16 protein-coding genes and 2 pseudogenes are annotated in these 20,019 nt (G+C 62.8%); 10 read left to right on the plus strand and 8 right to left on the minus strand.

Translation table 11 applies throughout. From position 1 onward, the window contains the following. From C1H84_RS14085 to C1H84_RS14095, 3 genes are all read right to left on the minus strand, one after another. Positions 1-296 (minus strand): hypothetical protein (locus C1H84_RS14085; protein WP_146956098.1); only part of this gene is annotated, 296 nt, incomplete at its 3' end. Positions 297-375: 79 nt separating this feature from the next. After that, the gene (locus C1H84_RS14090) at positions 376-1,191 is read right to left on the minus strand and encodes a hypothetical protein (protein WP_113607730.1); all 816 of its coding nucleotides are present in this window, start codon (positions 1,189-1,191) and stop codon (positions 376-378) included. Then, positions 1,184-2,014 carry a hypothetical protein gene (locus C1H84_RS14095; RefSeq protein ID WP_113607731.1) on the minus strand — a complete coding sequence of 277 codons (831 nt, stop codon included), beginning with the start codon at positions 2,012-2,014 and terminating at the stop codon, positions 1,184-1,186. The genes C1H84_RS14090 and C1H84_RS14095 overlap by 8 nt, the downstream gene beginning before the upstream one ends. Before the next feature lie 632 nt (positions 2,015-2,646). Between C1H84_RS14095 and efeU the strand changes: the two genes are divergently transcribed. The 4 genes from efeU (at position 2,647) to C1H84_RS14115 (ending at position 7,328) form a co-directional block, all read left to right on the plus strand. Further along, complete coding sequence (gene efeU / locus C1H84_RS14100; RefSeq protein WP_113607732.1) at positions 2,647-3,534, plus strand: iron uptake transporter permease EfeU; 888 nt, start codon at positions 2,647-2,649, stop codon at positions 3,532-3,534. 46 nt (positions 3,535-3,580) lie between these two features. Next, entirely contained in the window at positions 3,581-4,732 is a 1,152-nt protein-coding gene (efeO, locus tag C1H84_RS14105; RefSeq protein ID WP_113607733.1) for an iron uptake system protein EfeO, read from the plus strand. A 10-nt stretch (positions 4,733-4,742) separates the two neighbouring features. Further along, positions 4,743-6,008, plus strand: a complete 1,266-nt coding sequence (gene efeB / locus C1H84_RS14110; RefSeq protein WP_113607734.1) for an iron uptake transporter deferrochelatase/peroxidase subunit — start codon at positions 4,743-4,745, stop codon at positions 6,006-6,008. A gap of 135 nt (positions 6,009-6,143) precedes the next feature. Then, on the plus strand, positions 6,144-7,328 hold the full coding sequence (locus C1H84_RS14115) for a thiolase family protein (RefSeq protein WP_113607735.1): 1,185 nt from the start codon (positions 6,144-6,146) through the stop codon (positions 7,326-7,328). A 327-nt stretch (positions 7,329-7,655) separates the two neighbouring features. Here the strand turns inward: C1H84_RS14115 and C1H84_RS14120 are convergent. The 4 genes and pseudogenes from C1H84_RS14120 to cls form a co-directional block, all read right to left on the minus strand. After that, a pseudogene (locus C1H84_RS14120) lies at positions 7,656-7,961 on the minus strand (IS1380 family transposase); the annotation flags it as partial. Positions 7,962-8,218: 257 nt separating this feature from the next. Then, positions 8,219-9,067 (minus strand): alpha/beta fold hydrolase, encoded by an 849-nt coding sequence (locus tag C1H84_RS14125; protein ID WP_113607736.1) that lies wholly within the window; start codon positions 9,065-9,067, stop codon positions 8,219-8,221. After that, positions 9,067-9,912 (minus strand): hypothetical protein, encoded by an 846-nt coding sequence (locus C1H84_RS18050; protein WP_146956100.1) that lies wholly within the window; start codon positions 9,910-9,912, stop codon positions 9,067-9,069. The genes C1H84_RS14125 and C1H84_RS18050 overlap by 1 nt, the downstream gene beginning before the upstream one ends. A 661-nt stretch (positions 9,913-10,573) precedes the next feature. Next, a complete protein-coding gene (gene cls / locus C1H84_RS14140) occupies positions 10,574-12,061 on the minus strand; it encodes a cardiolipin synthase (protein ID WP_244910915.1) in 1,488 nt (495 codons plus the stop codon). Between the two features lie 253 nt (positions 12,062-12,314). On the opposite strand from cls, the gene C1H84_RS14145 reads away from it, so the two are divergent. The 5 genes and pseudogenes from C1H84_RS14145 (at position 12,315) to C1H84_RS18565 (ending at position 16,576) form a co-directional block, all read left to right on the plus strand. Further along, on the plus strand, positions 12,315-13,373 hold the full coding sequence (locus C1H84_RS14145; RefSeq protein WP_113607739.1) for a thermonuclease family protein: 1,059 nt from the start codon (positions 12,315-12,317) through the stop codon (positions 13,371-13,373). 456 nt (positions 13,374-13,829) lie between these two features. Next, positions 13,830-14,615, plus strand: coding sequence for a hypothetical protein (locus C1H84_RS14150; RefSeq protein ID WP_146956102.1), 786 nt, complete (start codon positions 13,830-13,832; stop codon positions 14,613-14,615). A gap of 165 nt (positions 14,616-14,780) precedes the next feature. Beyond that, on the plus strand, positions 14,781-14,945 hold the full coding sequence (locus C1H84_RS18310; RefSeq protein WP_181728149.1) for a hypothetical protein: 165 nt from the start codon (positions 14,781-14,783) through the stop codon (positions 14,943-14,945). Beyond that, positions 14,946-15,395 (plus strand): hypothetical protein, encoded by a 450-nt coding sequence (locus C1H84_RS18055; protein ID WP_146956104.1) that lies wholly within the window; start codon positions 14,946-14,948, stop codon positions 15,393-15,395. A 107-nt stretch (positions 15,396-15,502) separates the two neighbouring features. Then, positions 15,503-16,576, plus strand: a pseudogene (locus C1H84_RS18565) (glycosyltransferase). An 87-nt stretch (positions 16,577-16,663) separates the two neighbouring features. Here C1H84_RS18565 and C1H84_RS14170 read toward each other — a convergent pair. After that, on the minus strand, positions 16,664-17,533 hold the full coding sequence (locus C1H84_RS14170) for a VOC family protein (protein WP_113607744.1): 870 nt from the start codon (positions 17,531-17,533) through the stop codon (positions 16,664-16,666). 229 nt (positions 17,534-17,762) lie between these two features. Between C1H84_RS14170 and C1H84_RS14175 the strand changes: the two genes are divergently transcribed. Next, a complete protein-coding gene (locus C1H84_RS14175; protein ID WP_113607745.1) occupies positions 17,763-19,472 on the plus strand; it encodes an AMP-binding protein in 1,710 nt (569 codons plus the stop codon). Positions 19,473-20,019: the final 547 nt, after the last annotated feature.

The raw sequence follows: 20,019 nt of genomic DNA on the forward strand, positions 1-20,019 counted from the left end.
TGGCGCAGGGCGTCCAGCTCGTCGTCTTCGAGCAGGTGCGCGCCGGTGGATTCCAGATGGATCTGGCTGCGCAGCTGCTCGCGCTGGGTGTCGTGGAACAGCTGCTCGATCAGGCGGGCGTGGGCGGCGGCGACCCGAGGGTCCTCGATGCCGCGCAGGGCTTCGGAGAGTTTCACCAGCAGGGCGCAGCACGAGGCCATGACCTCGAGCACCGCGGCGGCCGCGCCGCGCGGGATGCTCGTGGTGATGGCGTTGTGCAGGACCTGGAGTGCTGCGGCGAGCTGGTGGATACCCATGACCCCAGCCTGCGCCGGGTCTACGGGTGGCGGGGGAGGTGGTTGCGGGGTGTGGATAAACCTGAATCTAATTCTCTGACTATCGGGCCCAGCATGCCCAAGCATTGCTCCTCGAACGGACCAGCAGCCACGCAGCTACAAGCAGTAGCAGTCCGGAAAGTCCTGTGGACAGGGCCACCACTGTCTCTGTGCCCGGGGTGGTGTCATGCGAGGAATAGAACGTGAGCAGCGGGGCGACGATGTAGCAGGCGAAGATGTACCCGTGGACATTGGTGCCCAGGGTGAAGAAGACCGCGAGGCTGAGTGCCGGACAACGCCTGGCGCACAGCAGGCACAGACCGATCGCCGCAAAGAACCCCAGCGTCAACAGCGTGTCGGCGAGCGCCGTGCGTCCCGACTCGTGGGGCGGTGTCCCGTTGCGGGAGGTGAGCAGGGATTCGTAGCCGATGATCGCGCAACTGGCGGAAAGCAGCAGCCCCAGGATCAGCTGCAGCGGACCGCGCCGGAAGCTTTGCCGCGGTCGCAGGGACAGCAGGCACATGGTCAGCAGCACCACCCCGGCGGCTTGCAGCAGCATTCCGATTCCGAAGGGAAGGCTGGTGCCGGGAATCATCACGAATGGTTCGGAGGCCAGGTAGTAGTCGTACAGGTGGTCTTCCACGGACAGGTCGCTGGGGTCGAGGCCCGCGGGAAATGTGATCCAGCGGGCATGGGCCGCTGACAGCTGGAACCAGCAGGAGGCCAGGAAGAACAGTGCCGCACCCGAGGCGAAGATCACCGCGACCCAGCTCTGTGGCGTGGCGGCGCTGGTTCCGCCTAGCCACCTCGGGGTGGATTTGAGGGCGGTCCAGCTCGATGCACGTAGCTGGCGCAGGTCGGTGGCGAACTCACTCATTGTTCCTGTCCCTTCCACTCAGTCTCTTGCGGATCAACTGCACCGCGGCCAGGAGCGCTGCGGCTCCCGCGGCGACGCTGCCGATCGCCACGATGGTTTCAGTCCCGGGGGTTGCATCGTACGGGGCGTATCCGGTGATCGCCGGAGCAAAGAGCACGGCGATGGCCAGGTAGCCGATCGGGCTGGCGCACTGGGCGAACAGCATCGCGATCCCCACAGCCGGGAGCCGCAGCCAGGCCATGATGCCCAGCGCCAGCAGCGCAGGAGACGTCAGGAAGACGATCGCAACCACCAGCCAGTCGGTGGCGGACGCCTCGCTGATCTGGCCGGTGGCCGCGATGCGCAGCGAATCGGCCCCGATCAAGGCGAATCCGGCGGCGACGGCAGCGCCGAGCAGCAGCTGGGCGTGGAGCACGGCGGCACTGGCCCGCGGGCGCAGCATCAGCACGGCGGCCGTCAGGAAAGTCAAGCCGGCGGCCTGCAGCAGCATGCCGATGCCGAAGGGCAGGTGGGTGCCGGGCAACAGGATCACCGGGTCCGCGGCCAGGTAGTAGTCGAAACGGTTGTCCTCGATGGCGTAGTCCCCCACCCCCGCTGCGTGTGTGATCCAGCGGGAGTTGGAGGCAGCCAGCTGGAATCCGGAGGACACCAGCAGAAGCAGTCCGGAAGCCAGCGCGCAGCCGATGGCCGGGAGCGGGACCCAGTGAATGCCGGAGGAGCTCGCCACGTGTTTTCCCGCCGCAGCCAGTAACCGCTGCAGGAGCTTCATCACCGCGCCCACATCCGCCGCCAGCCCGCGGACGCCCCCGGCGAAGTCACCCATGGCGGGCCTGCGCAGCGCAGAGCCCTACGCCGAAGGAGGCGAACAGCATCAGCGCGGCCGCCACAGGGTTGATCGGCAAGCGGATCGCCCTCCGAACGGTGTCCGGGGCCGCCCGGTGTTGCGCCCGTTGCCGCGCGCCGCGGTTCGGTGTGCGCGGCGTAGTTCCCAGTTCACTCATGCGCAGAGATTAGCAAGCCGGAATATGAAGCAGAAAGAGGCGAGAATCACCGCACAAATCGCTGAAACTTCCATCGGGTACCGCTGGGTGGGACCGGAAGAAGCGAAATAAGGAAAATGACAGAAGAAGCTTTGACTTTCTCCGGAGGCTGATGAAAGAAACTGCGGGTCAGCGGGCGGTGCTCGCCTTCTACTTGCTTTCACTGCGCCGGGCATCGCCACGCGGTGCGTCCAAAACGTTGATGACGACAGGTGAAGCGCAGCTGGCGAGCTAATGCGCTTGACGGCATTTCAGGGAAAGCTAATCTGCTCTGATCGTTTTTCGCAGGTAGTTGTTTAGGCTAACCTTAGACTGATCGACCTGTGGCCCGCATCGCAATCGCGGGTTCCGGCGGTCACCCGCGATCGACAAATACCCCTTCGCGGGAGCGCCAAGAAGATGAAGGCAGCACAAGATGATCGGAAACTACCTGATCGGTCTGCGCGAGGGACTGGAAGCGGTCCTGATCGTGGTCCTGCTGATCGCGTACCTGACCAAAACGAACCGCCGGCACCTGCTGCCGCGCATCTACGCCGGCGTGGGCGTCGCGGTCGCGGTGTCGCTGGGCTTCGGCGCGCTGCTGACCTTCGGCCCGAGCGGGCTGACCTTCCAGGCGCAGGAGATCATCGGCGGCACGCTGTCCATCCTGGCCGCGGGCCTGGTGACCTGGATGATCTTCTGGATGGCCAAGACCTCCAAGACGATGAACAAGGACCTGCAGCAGCAGGTGGACAAGGCGGCCGACGGCCCGGCCTGGGGGCTGGTCATCGTCGGCGCGCTGTCGGTGGGCCGCGAGGGCCTGGAGACGGCGCTGTTCATCTGGGCCGCGGCGCGCACCAGCGACCAGACCTGGGAGCCGCTGCTCGGGGCGGGGCTGGGCATCGCCACCGCGATCCTGCTCGGTGTGCTGCTGCACCGCGGCATCGTGAAGATCCAGCTGTCCAAGTTCTTCGCCTACACCGGCGTGCTGCTGGTGGCGGTCGCCGCGGGCGTGCTCGCCTACGGCGTGCACGACCTGCAGGAAGCCGCCGTGCTGCCGGGCATCAACAACCTCGCCTTCGACCTCAGCACCCAGCTGCCGCCCTCGGGCGTGGCCGCCACCTTGCTGCAGGGCATCTTCAACTTCACCCCGGCGATGACCGTGCTGCAGGTGGCCGCCTGGGCGCTCTACATCGTGCCGGTGATGTTCTTCTACCTGCGCGCCCTGCGCTCCGGGACCAAGCCCGCGCCGAAGCCGACGGCGACGCAGTCGTCCGCGCAGTCACCAGCGCAGTCACCAGCGCAGTCTCCGGAAAACGCCTGAGCGGCGCACCGCACCAACCATTCGCACTATCGAGGATCCACCACCCATGACCAAGTTCCTGGCACCCGCCGCCCTGCTCGCGCTCGGCGCCCTGGCCCTGACCGGCTGCACCGACAACAACGCCACCGCCAGCGCGGACGGCTCCATCGCCGTGAGCGCGAGCGACGACGCCTGCACCCTGGCCACCGGCACCGCCGCCGGCGGCACCCTGAAGTTCTCCGTGAAGAACGAGGGCACCAAGGTCAACGAGTTCTACCTGCTGGCCGAGGACGGCCTGCGCATCGTGGGCGAGGTGGAGAACATCGGCCCCGGCGTGACCCGCGACCTGGTGGTCATGGCCCCCGAGGGCAGCTACTTCGCCGCCTGCAAGCCGGGCATGGTGGGCGATGGCATCCGTTCGCCGTTCACCGTGACCGCCGCGGCCGCCGGCCAGGAGGTGTCCGCGGACCGCGCCGCGCTGCAGCAGACCGCCGCGGACCAGTACGCCTCCTACGTCAAGGACCAGTCGCAGCAGCTGCTGGCAGGCACCGAGGACTTCGCGGCGGCCTTCGCCGCCGGCGAGGAAGCCGAGGCCAAACAGCTCTACCCGCAGGTGCGCATGCACTGGGAGCGCATCGAGCCGGTGGCCGAGTCCTTCGGCGACCTGGACCCGATCCTCGACGCCCGCGAGGCGGACCTTGAAGAGGGCCAGGAGTTCACCGGCTGGCACCGCGCGGAGAAGGATTTGTGGGCCCCGAAGGGCTACACCAAGATGAGCCAGGCGCAGCGCCAGCAGATCGCGGATGGGCTCGTAAAGCACACCACCGAGCTGGTCACGCGCGCCCAGGCGCTGGAGTTCACCCCGGACAAGCTGGCCAACGGCGCCAAGGAGCTGCTGGACGAGGTCGCCACCGGCAAGGTCACCGGCGAGGAGGAGGCCTTCTCCCACACCGACCTGTGGGACTTCCAGGCCAACCTGGAGGGCGCGAAGATCGCCTACGAGGACCTGGCCCCGCTGCTGGAGGGCACCGACGACGAGCTGGATGCGCAGCTGAAGGAGAACTTCGAGAAGCTGCAGGCGCAGCTGGACGCCTACCGCGTGGGCGAGGGCTTCAAATACTACGATCAGCTGGGCACCGAGCAGGTGCAGGAGCTGGCCGCCGGGGTGGACGCCCTGTCCGAGCCACTCTCCCGCCTGACCGCCGCGGTGGTCAAGTAGGGCGGGCACCATGGGCGAAGAGAAGAAGGCCGGGATCTCCCGGCGGCTGCTGCTCACCGGCGCGGGCGCCGGCGGGGCGGGCCTTGCCGTGGGCGCGCTGGCCGCCGCGGCCTTCGGCGGGCAGCTGCCCGAGAAGCAGGCAACCGACACCATCGAGTTCTACGGCGAGCACCAGGCGGGCATCACCACCGAGGCCCAGGACCGCATGCACATCGTCGGCTTCGACGTGACCACGCAGGACCGCGGCAAGCTCGTCGCGCTGCTCAGGGACTGGACCGCGGCGATCGAGCAGATGGCCGCCGGGCAGCCGGTGGGCGGCGCCGACACCGGCTCCTACGACGCCCCGCCGGCGGACACCGGGGAGGCCGAGGGCCTGGGCGCCGCGCACCTGACGGTGACCGTGGGCTTCGGCCGCTCGCTGTTCCTCGACGAGCACGGCAAGCCGCGCTTCGGACTTCAGGGCAAGCTGCCCGAGGCGCTGATCGAGCTGCCGCATTTCTCCGGGGACATGGTGGAGGAACAGCGCAGCGGCGGGGACATCGTGGTGCAGGCCTGCGCCAACGACCCGCAGGTGGCGGTGCACGCGATCCGCAACCTCTCGCGGCTGGGCTTCGGCACGGTGCGGGTGCGCTTCAGCCAGATCGGCTTCGGCCGCACGGCCAAGACCACCCAGGCGCAGCAGACCCCGCGCAACCTGTTCGGCTTCAAGGACGGCACCGCCAACATCCTGGCCGAGGACGCCGACGCGCTGGCCAAGCACGTCTGGGTGGGCAAGGATTCGACCGACCAGCCGTGGATGGCCGGGGGCACCTACATGGTGGCCCGGCGCATCCGCATGCAGATCGAGACCTGGGACCGCTCCGCGCTGCGCGAGCAGGAGAACGTGGTGGGCCGCATCAAGTCCACCGGCGCTCCGCTGTCCGGCGGCGAGGAGTTCAGCGAGCCGGACTTCGCGATGGCCGGGTCGGCCGGGCCGATCATCCCGGTGGACTCCCACGTGGCGGTGCTGCATCCCAGCGCGCACAACGGGGTGCAGATGCTGCGCCGCGGCTTCAACTACACCGACGGCTCGGACGGGCTGGGCCGGCTGGACGCCGGCCTGTTCTTCATCGCCTTCGTGATCGACGCGCGCACGCACTTCGTGCCGCTGCAGAAGGCCATGAGCGCCAACGACGCGATGAACGAGTACCTGCGCCACACCTCCTCCGGGCTCTACGCGATCCCGCCGGGCATCCAGCCCGGACAGTACCTGGGCCAGCAGCTCTTCGAGAGCTGAAGACCTGAGCAGGCTGCGGGCCCGCGCGATCTTTCCCATGGGATCGCGCGGGCCCGCTGTTGCCTGCGCCGCGGCGTGCCTAGACTGGGTCGAACATCGGCAGGGCGGAACAGCTGTTTCGAAGCGGAGGGTCCCATGAGCACGGTACTGCAGCAGCACAAGATCACCATCCTGGCCGGGGCGCGCACCGCGGTGGGCAGGTTCAACGGCATGTACCGGGAGCTTGACACCGCGCAGCTCGGCGCGGCGGCCGTCCGCGGTGCTCTGGAGCGCAGCGGGCTGGAGCCCGAGGCGGTGGACGAGGTGGTGATGGGCTGCATCGGCCAGGTGGGCCCGGAGTCCTACAACGCCCGGCGGGTGGCGCTGGGCGCCGGCCTGCCGCAGTCGACCACCGCGTTCAACGTGAACCGGTTGTGCGGCAGCGGGCTGCAGGCGGTGTTCAGCGCCGCCCAGTCGCTGGTGGTGGGCGCCAACGAAGTGGCGGTGGCCGGCGGCAACGAGTCCATGACCGGCATGCCGTACCTGGACTACTCGGCCGGGCAGGCCCGCTCGCTGGCCCCGCGCACGCTGCGCCACGGCACCTTGGCCATGCTGACCGACCCGTTCAGCAACAAGCACATGGGAACCACCGCGGATGCGGTGGCCCGCAAGTACCAGGTGGGCCGGGCGGCGCAGGACGAGTTCGCGCTGCGCTCCCAGCAGCTGGCAGGCAGCCAGATCGCCCGCCAGGCCTTCGCGCAGGAGATCATCGAGCACAGCCTAGTAGGCGGCCAAGGCCGGGATGTCGACGAGCACCCGCGGCAGGGCGTGAGCCTGGATTCCCTGGCCGCGCTGACACCGGCCTTCTCCCCCGAGGGCACGGCCACCGCGGGCAATTCCTCGGGCGTGAACGACGGGGCGGCGGCGCTGGTGCTGGCCAAGGGCGAGTACGTGCGGGCGCACGGGCTGCCGGCGCTGGCCACGGTGGAGCACGTGGTGGTGACAGCCATGGATCCGGCCTACATGGGTTACGCCCCGACCTTCGCGCTGCGCAAGCTGTTCGCCGAGACCAAGCTGGGCCCGAAGGACATCGATGTGTTCGAACTGAACGAGGCGTTCGCCGCGCAGGCGCTGGCGGTGATCCGCGACGCGCAGCTGGAGCCCTACAAGGTCAACCCCTACGGCGGGGCCATCGCGCTGGGCCACCCGGTGGGCGCCACCGGCGCGATCCTCACCCTGCGCGCGGCGCTGGACCTGCGGCGCCGGGATCTGGAGTATGCGGTGGTGACGTTGTGCATCGGCGGTGGCCAGGGCATCGCAGCGCTGCTGAAGCGGCTGTAGGCAACCAGAAACTAGCTCGTGAGGCCAATTGCTTGCACCACATAGTAGGAATTTAGTGCTTCAAGAAAGGTCCACAGGCGTAGCCATTCAAAGCGACGTTCTCCCAAACCTGCCATGCAGCAGTACAAATTTGAAAGAATATGCACCACGCAACTCACCACGCCTCTGGCGCAACTACCAACAACTCCGAGCAGGCTGCTAGTAGTTGTGCGCAAAGTATTGAGATCCACTGTCCACGAAGAGATGAGTTTCAGTGCCCACGATGTTGCGAAATTACACACACTCAGCTGCAAGAACAGGAGTACCTTCAAGCGCTATTCTGCAGCTCATGAACCTGCTGACCGTGCCATCAGACGCTACTGGTCCGAAGAGATCTGGTGAGGCTCGCAGCTGGCCGATGTCGGTGGCTTGCTCGCCACCGGCTGGCAGCGACAAGGCCAGGGCGCCGAGGTTTTTTTATGGCCGGTGGGTCGCGGTGGCTGGCACCAACCGACTGAACCGGTCTTCGCAGAGGCTACGCTAGTCCACCGCGTTCAAGAAACTGGTTAACACCGACAGGCTGGCGTGGGAGTCAAGGGCGTGGGCGGTGAGTTGGGTGGGGAGTACAGGGAAAACGTGGATGGTATTGTTCACTAAAAAGGTGATCCTTTGAACTGGGTGGATGACGATTAGACACCACTATTTTCCCAGTTCTGATCACCTTTTCATATTTTAAGCCATTTAATGACTAACCCCACCCTGGAATACCGGAGCTAACTCATCAACATTCCAAAGATGGTTTAAACTCCATACATTATCTGAAATCACAGCAAAACTAAAGAACCTCCAAAATCTTCACCAGAGGGTCAGCCAGTGGACGTTTGACATCTGATGGCTATGGCAGTTACTTTTCAGCCAATGTGCCGTTCGGTTGGCAGATGCACTACATCTTGGCGACTTTTAGGACGACGTATCAAATCGGTCTCGCTATTTGCCGAGGGTAGGCGTTCCCTATCAGCTTCGATAGGACGAATCCCCATAATCTGAAGTAGTGCAGCAGATGAAACTTCAGACTTCCAGTATTTGCCGTGACCAAGTTTGGTGTCCGATGCTCGAGACCACCTGCCTTCAGGCCCACCAGTTCGTCCAACTGCCTTCGAGTTCCCCGGGCGGGCAAAACGCATGCCCGGGTTAAATAACAGCTGCAGAACACGGTCCTTTTTAGAATACAAAACAACTTGATCCGGCCCTCCTGATCGCGAGCTTGAATAGACCGATCGATCTTCACAATGAGCCTCTGGCACAGCCGCCGCTAACATTAGAGACTTGGATATTTTTCGGGCTGGAGGATCCATAGAAGCAAGCGCCTGTAGGACGAACCTGCATCCGAGAGAATGTCCCACAAAGACTACTTCTTTACACTGCGAAAGATGCTCTGCCAGAATGTCTCCAGCACGTTCCGCATCCGCGACACGGCTTGCAAAAGATGCGATATTTATAAACTTGTTATGGTCATAACCTGGCCAAATAATAGCAATAAATTTATAATCACGAAGTGTTGCTCTATGACTCGACTGCTTCGATATATTTCTCAAGAAATGATCATAACCCTCTAGGGCCTTTTCGCGATTAGTTGCAAATCCATGTACTAGCACTATAACACGGGAGCCTTCTCCCAGGGTCCAGATAATATTCTCCTTTCTGACAACGCTTTCTCCCGAAATCGAAGAACACAAATCGACGGTGATAACCGGCTTCATCAAAGTCGCCGCATCCTCTCTATTGCAGCAGTGAGATCTCTAGCAACCCATGATACGAAAGCACCTACGACCGGTGAAATGACGGCAACGGATAATAATGCAGATGGAAATGTGGTTACCGCTAAAATGGCCGCAGATGCACTGGAAGCCGCAACAGACCATCCTGAAATAGTTTTTCGCCAATAATGACCGGCCCTAAGCTGGAAGACATCCAGTTGATCCTGTACCTGCTGATTAATTCGACTAAGAGTTCGCTCCCATTTCGCAATCTCAAATGAATCTCCTCGATTACGCTGATTTGCTTCAAAACGATCGAATTCTTTCTTTGCCGTAAGAAGTTCATCAAGATCTTCTTGTTCTAACAGCGCATATATTAAATACCTATACTTAAATGGATCGGAAATTGCATGCGTAAGAGACTGAGATAGTTGAGCCGCCAAAAGCTCCAGCGGTAGATCGTACATAGACAACGCGTGTCCACTAGTACGGGTTGACTTAGTCGAAGAATGCATTACCGACTCAAGGTCCCCCCGGCGAACATAGGGAGATGAACTCTCAATAATACTGCCTAGCGCGAATTGACCACGATCCCCCAACCAGCGCCTAAGTTCATTCCTATGAAACCGCCCGCGTACGCTCGAAAGCCGCTTTATTAATTCGATTAAAGATGTAGCGAAGAGTCCGGAAAATACAGATATCAAGACTACATCTTTCACCTGGGGTAAGCCCTCAACCTTATTCGCATAACTCAAATATATCGAAAATGCAATAGTCGCACAAAAAATATATAGAGAGACAATGATGGCCAAACTATAGCCTTTATAACTTTTCCAAATTTTCTTCATTGGACTCCGTTCATATGGGTGATGAAAAAGGTTTTCGATGGTTCCACATACGCTTCTTATGGCACCTGGGATGCGCCCCAGACTAGTAATTGGCAAACATTGAGTTACCTATCAAGATCCCCAAGATGTGCACCACCATACACTTTAGGGTTGGATTCGTAGGAACCTCCGGCTTTGCGCCTACCGCCGGGAGCGCGGACGAACACCCGAAAAGTTTTTCGTCATGCTTAACTCTACTTCTGTCCCTGTTATTGGGGGAGATTATCCTGCAGATGCCGCAGAGCCCAGGGCTTGGCTTTCGACTGATGTTACATGACTGGCGTACCTTGATCGGCTGCATCGGCACGAGGAACCCGTCTGCTATCGGCGTAAGTTGAAAAGCGAACAAATGGATAATCGCATGCAATATCGCCCAAAACGTCAGTTGCATGCCGCACTGAGTTGACAGAAACGGTAGGGAGGGCATCTGCATGCCGCACTGAGTTGACAGAAACGGTAGGGAGGGCATCAATAAAAAGGTAACCGATTTCTGAGGTCGTGCCTCTTCCATTGACGACCAGTCATTGAGATCTCCCTGCAGCACATGGAGAATTTAATCCCTTTCACTCGACAAATTCAACTGGAGTTGTTTGTGAACCGCGTGAGATGGAAAGTTTCGCCCCTACTGCAGGGCGGAGGTCAACCGGGCCAGCGAGTCCAGGATCTTCTCCCGCCACGGCCGCCGCGTCCAGCGCTGAAGGTCGATGGGGAAGCTGATCTTCCGGTAGCCGTCCTCGACCTTGCGGATTTCGGCGACGAACTCAGCCCCGCGCACCAGCAGCGAGACCTCCATGTTCAGGCTGAAGGAGCGCATGTCCATGTTGCTGGAGCCGATCACCGCGACCTCGTCGTCGATGGAGAAGTGCTTGGAGTGCAGCACGGTCGGCGAGGGGTACTGGTAGATCTTCACCCCGGCGGCCAGCAGGTCGGCGTAGTAGGAGCGCTGCGCGTGGTAGACCATCGCCTGGTCGGCGACCTCGGAAACGAACAGCTCCACCGCCAGCCCGCGGGAGGCGGCGGTGATGATGGCCTGCAAGGTGGCCTCGTCCGGGACGAAGTAGGGGCTGGCAATGCTCACCCGGCGCCGGGCATTGTGGATCAGCGAGACAAACAGCTTGAGGTTGTTGTCGTTCTCGAAGCTCGGGCCGCTGGGGATCACCTGGGCGTCCAGCCCGTGCACGGTGCGCGACTGGTGGGTGCTGGGGGTCTCGTGGTGGATGCTGGCCTCGCGCACCCGGTACTTCTCCCCTTCGAGCAGCTCGTCGGTTTCGCTGTACCAGTCGGTGATGAACACCGCGTCCAGCTCGCTGACGATCGGGCCTTCCAGCCGCACCATCAGCTCCTTCCAGTGCAGGCCGCGGCGCAGGTTCCCGGGCTTGAGGTAGGTCGAGTCGATCAGGTTCTGCGAGCCCGTGAAACCCACTTCCCCGTCCACGATCAGCAGCTTGCGGTGGTTGCGCAGATCCGGACGCTGCCATTGGCCCTTCAGGGGCTTCAGCGGCAGCATGTGGTGCCATTGGATGCCGAGCCGGTCCAGCTCTTGGATGGTTTCCTTGCGCCGCGGCAGCGTCAGGGTGGCGACGTGGTCGAAGAGCACCCGCACCGCGACCCCGCGGGCGGCGGCGCGGCCCAGCGCGGCGACTAGCTCCCCGGTGGTCTGGTCGCTGACCAGGATGTAGAACTCCACGTGGATGAATGACTGCGCTTTCTCGATGGCGCGGACCATGGAGGCGATGGACTGCTCGTAGCCGCCGATCAGCGTGGCCGAGGTTCCCGAGACCATGCCCAGCGCGCCGAGCTTCTCGTTCATCGCCACGGTCGGGACCAGCCAGTCGGGCGAGTCGAACTGCGCCCGGTGCCCGCTCAGCCCGGAGGCGGCGTGCATCAGCTCGTTGACCTGCCGCTGCTTCTCCCGGCGGTGGCGCGGGAGCCGGCCGAAGCCGATCAGGAAGAAGGCGATGGCGCCCAGGTACGGGATGAAGATGATCGTCATGATCCAGGCGATGGCCGTGGTCGGCTTGCGCCGCGAGGAGATCACGATGGCCGCGGTCAGGCCGATGACCAGGTGCAGGATCAGGAAAACCACGCCAACTTCGTCAGCTGTATTCAAAGCGCTGCCTCTCAGTTCCACGATGCGCAACCGGAGCGGCCACGAAAGGCCGAAAGCGGCCCTGTACGAAATCCTATGTCCATGTGCGCGTTTTCCAGCAGATTACGCGCAACCGGAGGGTGTTCAACCTCTCAACCGGCCCCTGACTTATAAGAACCCCGTGACTAGTAAATAGATATATTGAAAGTGCAAGTAACTTGCCGCAGCGGTCTGCGCTGCACCCCAACACCCGCACCCAAGGAAAACAAGCATCATGAGCAAGAGAGCTGGATGGATTTCAGCGGGCGTCATCGCCTCGCTGGTCGCCGGCGGGGCTGTCTACGCCACCACCTCGAATTCGGATTCCCACGGCACGGTTGTCCGTGTTGTCGACGGCGACACCGTGGATCTGAAGATCGCAGGCGAGCAAACGCGTGTACGGCTGCTGAATATCGACACCCCCGAAACCGTGGATCCCGACAAGGCCGTCGAATGCATGGGCCCGGAGGCCACCGACTACCTGAAAACGCTGCTGCGCCCCGGCGACAAGGTGGATCTGGAATACGACATCGAACGCGAGGACCGCTACGGGCGGACCCTGGCCGGCGTGTTCAAGGACGACCTGTTTGTCAACAGCGCCATCGCGGCGGCCGGCCTGGGCGTCGCCGTGAAGTACGAGCCGAACGTGAAGTTCTACGACGAAGTGCTGGCCGCCGAGCAGAAGGCCGTCGATGCCGGCGAAGGGTTGTTCGACTTATCCGTGGAATGCACCATCCCTGCCCAGCTGGACGAGGCGGACACCGCGCTCTCCGAGGTTTCATCGCTGCCGGCAGACAGCATCGAGGAAGCCGAATCGTTCATGGGCGAAGCCGCGGCAGCGGTCGGCGTGGGCCTGGCGGTGAAGAGCGCCCTGAACAAGGCGGAGTCTGCCACGCACCCGGTGACCCATGCGCTGATGAGCGGCCGCTATGCGAGCGATATTTCCCGTCTCTCCACGCGTATCGATGACACCAAGCAGCTGGAGGCCTTCCACACGCAACAGCGCGCAGAACTGGTGGAGAAAGAAAAGCAGCGCAAGGAAGCGGAGCGCAAGAAGAAGGCAGCCGAAGCCAAGGCCAAGAAGGAAGCCGAGGCCGCCGCGCAGCGGGCAGCCGAACAGCAGGCCGCGGCGAAGGCCGCCCAGAAGGCGCAGCAGAAGCGCTATTCCGCGCCGAAGTCGTACTCGAAGCCACGCACGCAGCCAAAGAAGTCGGCGCCAAAGAAGAGCTCCTACTCCAACTACACCGGGCCGCGGTGCTACGCACCCGGCGGCAAGACGTGGAAGCCCTGCTGATACCAGGCGGCCGATAGGCCAGCGGCTTGCCTGCTGCCGATTCTCTCGTTGGATGCCCGGTACCCCGATCCTCGTGATCCGGGTGCCGGGCATTGCTTATTTTCAAACCGATTTCCTGTTCCGCCGGTGTCATATTTATCCACCGATCGGAGACAAAGTCCCATTCTCCCCTAGGATCAATACCGTCGCAGTACCGCCCCGCGGTACGCCACGATGACAAGCAGTCTTCAGCATCCATGGGGAGAAACCATCATTTCCATCACCCGCCGGTTCACGGCCGCCTCAGCCGCCACGGCCCTGGCGCTTGTGCTCAGCTCGTGTTCCGTATCGCCATCGCAACCTTCGCCGGACCCCTCGCCCGCAGCTTCCACCTCTGCCACGGCTTCCGCGTCTTCCGCGTCTGCCACGCCAACCAATTCGGTATCGGCGAGCGCCACTACGCAGACCGCTGCGACCGTGAAGCATAAGGTAGGCAAGGGGCATTTCGAACTTGAGATGCCGGCGGACTGGAGCCTTGTTGAGACCGGCGAATACTTCGAAGGCCAAGTGCACGAGGACCTCAAGTCGACCTACAGCATCCGCAATGCCAAGGGAGCGGAAATGGCGGTGCTGAGCACCGGCATCGAATACTACGCTCATGGCGAGCCGCCCATGACGCAGGTGCACAACGAGATCATCGATTTCAGCGACAAGGCGGTTAATGGCCAGTCGTATGTTTTCGCCACCTCCAAGGGCAGCACCGGGACCTCCATCAGCTTGGCCATGGGTAAGAAGAACCAGCTTGAAGTCGCAGACGCCCTGCCATGGGTCTTCAGCCCTTCGCAGTCAAGCAGCGCCACCTTCTACCGGGTAATCGAAGACGATGAGCAGCTCACGGGAGTGGATCCGAGCCTGACCGGGGCAGCCCGCGCCAGAGCCTACGCCAAAACCGAGGAGTACAGGCAGCTGAAGTCGATCATGCTGTCGCTGAAGGAAATCAAGAAGTTCACGGCCCCTCCGCTGGGCGAAGCGAGCACCGAAGCGGCCTCCTGCGTCGGCGCAAAGTACACCTACGCGCTGGGCAATTCCCAGCTCAGCTGCGAAGAGGCGAAGGCTTTCCTTGAGCGGCTGCTGCAGGAGCGCCCGAGCACCGGAGGCGTGGAGATCATTGGCGTTGGCGCTTGCATGCTGGCTTGGGAAGATGAGCCCGGCTTCTGCCTGGTTGATTCGACCGGAGGACGTTTCGAGTTCAGCGTGAAGTAGCCGGGATGGTGCTGCTCTCGATCCACCGCAGCAACGTGGAGTAACCGGGTGCTTCACCACGTCGCGCCTGCGCCAAACCTGCATGTATTTCACGTAGCGTAGTCAACTAAACGACGCCAGCCGGCTGTGGGTGGAGCCCAGCGAAACATCTTAAGGATTGAAACTGTGAATGTTCAGACGGCGCCCCCCGACGCCTACATGGTGACTTGGCAGGTGGAACATGAATTCGGCGGCATGACCACCGTCTGCCTCCAGCGAGCCGCGACGTTTGCCGAACGCTACGGGCATGCCTCCGTGGTGACGTTTAACGCGGATCCCGCCTATCCCTAGTTGCTGCAGGGCCTGCGCGAACGAGGCAAGCTTTCGGAGAAGGTCCGCCATGTGAATTTCTACGAACACATGGCCAAGCATCCGCTGAAACCGCAGGCCAAACTCGCAGCGGCGAAATTCGCCCCGGAGCACACGGATTTCCGGGTTGAGTCCAGCATCAGCTACCTCGACTCGGACGCTACAGTATTCAGCGAAAGCAGCTGGGCGGGACCGGAGCGGTCGGCCGACCGCAAAACTTACTTCCGTCGGGACGGGTCGGCGTTCCTCACCGATACGAAGTTCCGCTCCCAGGACGTTGAGCGGAGGCTGCTGGAAGTGCTTGATGCAGCCGGTCGAGTGACCGCACGCTTCACCAGCGCCGGGCGCTGTATCGCTACTGGCTCACGCAGGTGGTGGACCACGACAAGGCGCTGGTGGTGGTCGACAGCAAGTTCTCGGCCAAGTTCCTGAACGCCTGGAAAACGGTGCATGTGCCCAAGCTGTTCGCCTTCCACAGCACGCACGTCAAAGCGGGGCAGGATCTGCTGACCGGCCAGCTGGCCGAGGGGCACGCCCCGATGATCGAACAGCGGACTAAGTGGGACGGTTTCGTTTTCCTGACCGAAGCGCAGCGCGGCGCCTACGTGGAGCGCTTCGGCGATGAAGAACGCACTTTTGTCGTCCCCAACCCGGTGCGCAGCGGACATGTCCATCCCCCGCGGCCGCAGCGAAACCCCGCGCATCTGATTGCCGCCGGCTCGCCGACGGTCAACAAGAACGTCGCAGCCTCGATCAGGGTGGTTGCCGAGCTGAAGCAGCGTGGGCTTGATCCCACGCTGAATGTGGTCGGGCACGGCGCCCAGCTCGGCGCGCTGGAGCAGCTGGCCGGCGAACTTGAAGTCCGGGACAACGTCATCTTCCACGGATACTCCGACCAGCTGCCCCGGCATTTCGCCTCGGCGGCCATCCACCTGCTGACCTCGACCAACGAGGGGCAGGCGCTGGTGCTGATCGAGTCGTAGCAGCAGGGCTGCATGCCGGTGTCATTCGACATCAACTTCGGCCCGGCGGATTCGATCACCGACGGCTCCAATGGCTTCCTGGTCCCCCACGGGGACATCACCGCGATGGCGGACAAGGCCGAACTGCTGATCCGCGACCCCCAGCTCGCCGCCCGCATGTCCGCCAAGGCGAGCCAGTTTGCCGAGGACTGGGCCCGCCGCGACATCGTAGGGCTGTGGGTGGACACCAGAAACAACGCCGCACAGCTCAAGAAGGCAGGTGCGCCGGAGAAGCTTCCGGAGTTCACCGCAGATCTGCAGGGCATGGATTTCCATGACGGATCCGTGAAGATCCGCTTCGCCCATGGGGTTCCGGCTCCGGTGGACGGGCAGTTCGAGCTGGTGCTCATCGGGCGCGACTCCAAGGAGGTCATCGCCAGCATCCCGGCCAGCGAGGTGGCTGCGGACAGCGCGGCATTCGCCATCAGCACCGGGATCTTGGCCCAGCCCGGGGCGACCGACGCCATTGGCGACGCGAGCGTGAAATTCCACCTCGGCACACGTTCGGAAACCAAGCGCCTGCGTCTTGCTGAGCCGGCGCTCGTGCCGTACCTGACTGCCTACAACAACCTGTCCTTCAAGCGCGGCTGACACCTGCCTCAAAATGCACCCGGGCAGCGCTCCGCAGGGAGCGCTGCCCGGGTGTTGTGGATTCCAACCGGCGCGGCGGGCAGGTGCCTAGCGTACGGCGACGCGCAGCTGGTTGTTCCACGGATCCTTGAACTGCAGCTCGGATCCGGTGTGGTGGTTCTGCACGCCGGCGAAGTCAAGGCGCTCGGCGATCTTGCTGATCTCGTCCTGGGTCGGGACGTTGATCAGCACCTCGCCCAGGCCCAGGGTGTCCTTGCGGGGTCCTGCGCCGCGGGAATTCCAGACGTTCATGGCCATGTGGTGGTGGTAGCCGCCGGCGGAGACGAACAGCGCCTGGTTGCCCACGGCCGCGGTCTGGTCGAACCCCAGGGTCTGGACGTAGAACTGGTGGGCCGTAGCGACGTCGCCGACCTGCAGGTGGACGTGGCCTACCTCGGCGCCAGCCCGCTTCTGCCCGACGACAGCTTCCTCGCTCAGGTGGGTGTTCAGGTAATGGTTCGGGTCCAGGTAGATGGTGTCCATGGAGACCTGGTCTCCGGTCCAGGTCCAGGTGTCGCGCGGGCGGTCGAAGTAGAGCTCGATGCCGTTGCCTTCCGGATCGGTGAAGTAGAAGGCTTCGGAGACCAGATGGTCCGAGCTGCCCACGAAGCTGCTCTGGTTGTACTGCGCGGCCGACAGCACGGTGGCGGCCAAGTCGGATTGGGTTTTGAAGAGCAGGGCGGTGTGGAACAGGCCCGCTTCGCCGCGAGCCGGCAGCTGCAGCCCGGGGGCAGGCGTGAGCTGGACCAGGGTTTCGGCGCCGCGTCCAAGGCTGGTGCCGGCGGCGCTTTCCTTGAGCACTTCCAGACCCAGGGCCTGCTGGTAGTAGGTGCTCATCGTGTCCAGGTCGCCGACCTTGAGCTGCACGGCATTCATCGACAGCTGCGCGGAAAGCTTGTCTTCCTTCAGGGGTGCCATGGTCGGCGTCCTTTCTGCGGGCGGGTTGTCTTGCTTGATTCCAGAGTACGCCTCTTTAGTTGAAGCTTCAATCTTTTAATTCAAATGTGCTACACATCCCAATTTCGCGGCCGAGCACGACACCCCGGGAGCGGAAACCCTTCCCCTTTGGTAGGACGTCAAAGTATATTGGCCAGTGACCGCCATCACAAAAGAAATGGGCGGCGAATCTGCGAACTGGAGGATGCAAATGGGTGTGACCGAGGAATTCCGCACGGTACGGGATCAGCTGATCCAGTGGCGCGAGAACTACCAGCACGCCTGCGAGCATTTCTCCTGGCCGCGTTTCACCCATTTCAATTTCGGCTTCGACTGGTTCGACCAGGTTGCCGCCGACCCGCAGCGCGCCGACACCCCGGCACTGGTGATCACCGAGCTGGACGGCTCCTCGACCCGGCGCACTTGGCGCGAGCTGTCCGAGCGCTCGACCCAGCTGGCCCGCTGGCTCAGCGATTCCGGGGTGCGCCGCTCGGATTCCATCGCGGTGATGCTGGGCAACCAGGTGGAGCTGTGGGAAACCATGCTGGCAGGCATCAAGCTCGGCGCCATCCTGGTCCCCTGCACCACGCAGCTGACCCCCGCGGACCTCAGCGACCGCATCCAGCGCGGACACGTCACCTGGGTCATCACCAACGAAGCCGAGACCCCTAAGTTCGCCTCGCTGGAGGAGGACTTCACGCTGGTGCAGATCGGCGGCACCCCGGCCGAAGGAATCCTGTCCTACGCGGATTCATTCACCGCGCCAACGGAGTTCACCCTGGAATCCCCGACCCGCGCCGAAGAACCGCTGCTGCGCTACTTCACCTCGGGCACCACCTCGCGGGCGAAGCTCGTGGAGCACACCCACGTGTCCTACCCGGTGGGGCACCTGAGCACCATGTTCTGGATCGGCTTGGAACCAGGCGACGTGCACCTGAACGTCGCCTCCCCCGGCTGGGCCAAACACGCGTGGTCCAACCTGTTCACCCCGTGGATCGCCGAGGCGACGGTCTTCGTCTACAACTACGAGCGCTTCGACGCCGGAGCACTGATGGAGCAGATGGCCCGCGAGAAGGTCACCAGCTTCTGCGCCCCGCCCACCGTCTGGCGGCTGCTGATCCAGGCGGACCTGACCCAGCTGGCAACTCCCCCGGCCAAACTCGTCTCGGCCGGCGAACCGCTGAACGCCGAGGTCATCGACCAGGTGCAGCGTGCCTGGGGCCAAGTCATCCGCGACGGTTTCGGGCAGACCGAAACCACCGTGCAGATCGCCAACCCGCCCGGAGAGCGAATCGTCATCGGGGCCATGGGCCGCCCGATGCCCGGCTACCAGGTGGTGCTGCGCGACCCGCTGACCGGGCAGGAATCGGACACCGGGGAGATCTGCCTGGTGACCGATCCGCGGCCGCTGGGACTGATGAACGGCTACTTCGAGGACGAGGAGAAAACCGCGCAGGCATTCCACGGCGGGGTCTACCACACCGGGGACATCGCGGAGCGGGACGAGCACGGGGTGCTCACCTATGTGGGGCGCGCGGATGACGTATTCAAGTCCAGCGACTACAAGCTCAGCCCCTTCGAGCTGGAGTCGGTGCTGATCGAGCATCCGGGGGTCGGCGAGGCGGCGGTGGTTCCCGCGCCGGACGACCTGCGGCTGTCCGTGCCCAAGGCCTATGTGGTGCCGGCCGCCGGCTACACCGCCGGGGCTCAGCTGGCAGAGAGCATCCTTGCCTACTGCCGCGAGCATCTGGCCGCCTACAAGCGGATCCGCCGCGTGGAATTCGCTGAGCTGCCCAAAACCATCTCGGGCAAGATCCGCCGGGTGGAGCTGCGCCGGGCGGAGGAGGAACGCCACCGCGGCGGCACCGCTCCGGGGACCGAATACCGCGACACGGATTTCCCCGGATTGAAATCCAGCTAGCCTGCCAGGAAGCCTCACGGATATCTCGACAATCGAATAGCCTTCGGAAGTTGCCCTCAACTTTCGCGGCCGCTGGATTGCCTATGTTATCTACCATTTCGCATGAACCAGCGGTTGTCCAAAAATTACACATGCCATGTCTAGCTATGCCTTTTCGGGCCAATTCATTTCAGAAAGATAACCGCACTACGTTATTCCCTCCATTTTGCAGGTCAAAAGACGCCGGCTTCACATTTACCCGTGTACCTATCAGTAGGTTTCAAAGATAGCTGGCAAGCGCCTGCGGAAGGGGTTGGTGCACACCTAAATGCAATTAGCTGAGTTCACGGGCAAGGTGCGAGTCCACGCATTGGAACAACATGAACACTGAACTGGATGGACATTCCCGGCATTTGCAGCAACCCTGCATTACCTTCGGAGCACTGCTGACGCCATATTGCGCGTGCAGCACACATCCAATCGCAAGGAGATTGCAGGTTTCGTAGACAATCTTGCCACTCAATATGAATCCCAGACATACCCCTGTTCACACGGGTCGTTTCCAGCG

The organism is Glutamicibacter soli (genome assembly GCF_003309065.1).
Taxonomy (GTDB): domain Bacteria; phylum Actinomycetota; class Actinomycetes; order Actinomycetales; family Micrococcaceae; genus Glutamicibacter; species Glutamicibacter soli.